Here is a 1,733-nt window from a genome sequence, read left to right on the forward strand (position 1 = left end):
AAATGCCCCAAAACTCGCTAGACCAAACACTCTACAAGATCTGTTTCGTTCATTTTATCCTACAAAAAGTTATTCGATAGAATGCAACTCAACACGATTGAGTCTACATTATACTTATTTAGCCTGTCAGATTGCCTATTTGATTGGTTAAATCATCAGATTGTCTTCTTGTGGATGATAAATACTTGAAAATATTGTTATTATCGTTTTTATTTATCAGTAAAACCGACTTCCATGAGATATGAATCCGCTCCTGTAGCCCCAAAAGAAAGACAAGAAACAACTAGACAGCGAGCAGCTCGCCAACGTAGAGAGCGTCAGGAAGAGTTGAGGTATACCGCGAGCGATGAAAAGCGATGGGCAGAAATTAGAGAGAGGGTTCTTAGAGATAGACAAGAGGCTGGATTAGGTCAAATCTCTCAAGGTTTAAAAACGCCTCAAATTCTAAGCGATTCTATCGGGCTACAGTGTTCACTTGACGATGAAATGGCGAAGAATCATCAGCATGTACTTATTACTGATTTAGAAGATGCGCACAAGATATTGCATAACGTTTGGCTAGATTCTGGTAAAGACGTTGCAGCTCTTGCAGCGAGTATTAATACAGCAAAATCATGGTTCAACCACACAGAGCCGATGTTTGACGCCGCGTCTATTGCTAAGCAATTCGGGGATATGAACATTAAGGCGGATCTTGTTGAGAGCAGAGGACAAATCTTTGTCGCATTCAATGGGACAGATCAGAACGGGAAAGTACTCAAACATGCGTTAGTGAATGGCTCTCGTATCAACATGAACGGAAAAAAATACCCGCTTAATTCATTTAAAGCAATGCAAACTGGTTTTAGCCCGAAATCTAGGGTTGCAAACTTTAAAGGTGCAGGAGTTTTAACGTTTGTTGTATCGGCGAGTATTGCTACTAGTGACCTAGTGTTCAAAGATGATTACCACCTAGTGGATTGGTTTGGGAATGTTGGCTCTGACATGTTCAAATTTATGCTCCAAAGCGCAGTTGGTGAAGCCGCATTGTTTGCTGCTGCTGTCTTAGGTCAACCGATAATTATCGGTGCAATTGCTGTAACAGCGACATATCTTCTAATTGAATGGGCTTGGGGCGAATACAAAATTTCTCAAACGATAGTTGAAAGGTTAGAAAGTGCGATATAAAACTAAAATCCGTTTGGCTGGCTTATTTTTTGTTTCACTAATGCTGTTGTGTTGGTTTTATCCTTCTTATGGCGTTTATTTGGATTACCTTGAGCTATTGAATCGAGCCGATACTGTGCAAGTTTCCGTTATTACCTTGTGGGTTCCTGTTGGTGTTTTTGGGGCTTTAGTGTGTGTGCTTTTTATGACACCTAAAGCATTGCTATATGGGAAGAAGATTAATGAACTTTATTCTCAAAGAGCTATGCAGTTAGCTAACAAAATTAGTATTTATTTTGCATTGGCAGGCGTGGCATTTGCTGCTGGCTGGACATATCACTCTATCGACTTGTTAGAAAAATATGGGTACGTATACAGCCGAGATTTAACAAAAGTCACTCCAACAGGAGTGCACTTGATGTACGTTAAAGCTCGATGATTGAACTTAACGGCACTTAATCCGAACCCAGCCAATACTTTTCTGGTGCGATGTTGCTCATCGCACTAGCCCTTCACAACAACTTTGCAATACCTGTGATTATTCGTAGCTTTCTAAATTAGAGAAGGCACTGACAAGGTTTTGTCCA

2 protein-coding genes are annotated in these 1,733 nt (G+C 40.3%); both read left to right on the plus strand.

Annotated elements, in window-relative coordinates:
* Window positions 1–234 precede the first annotated feature (234 nt).
* Window positions 235–1,167 (plus strand): hypothetical protein, encoded by a 933-nt coding sequence (locus tag R7P72_RS23900; protein WP_020196717.1) that lies wholly within the window; start codon window positions 235–237, stop codon window positions 1,165–1,167.
* The gene (locus R7P72_RS23905; protein WP_115385742.1) at window positions 1,157–1,585 is read left to right on the plus strand and encodes a hypothetical protein; all 429 of its coding nucleotides are present in this window, start codon (window positions 1,157–1,159) and stop codon (window positions 1,583–1,585) included. The genes R7P72_RS23900 and R7P72_RS23905 overlap by 11 nt, the downstream gene beginning before the upstream one ends.
* Window positions 1,586–1,733 lie beyond the last annotated feature (148 nt).

It is taken from the genome of Vibrio sp. Vb0888 (assembly GCF_033338835.1).
Lineage (GTDB): Bacteria > Pseudomonadota > Gammaproteobacteria > Enterobacterales > Vibrionaceae > Vibrio > Vibrio alginolyticus.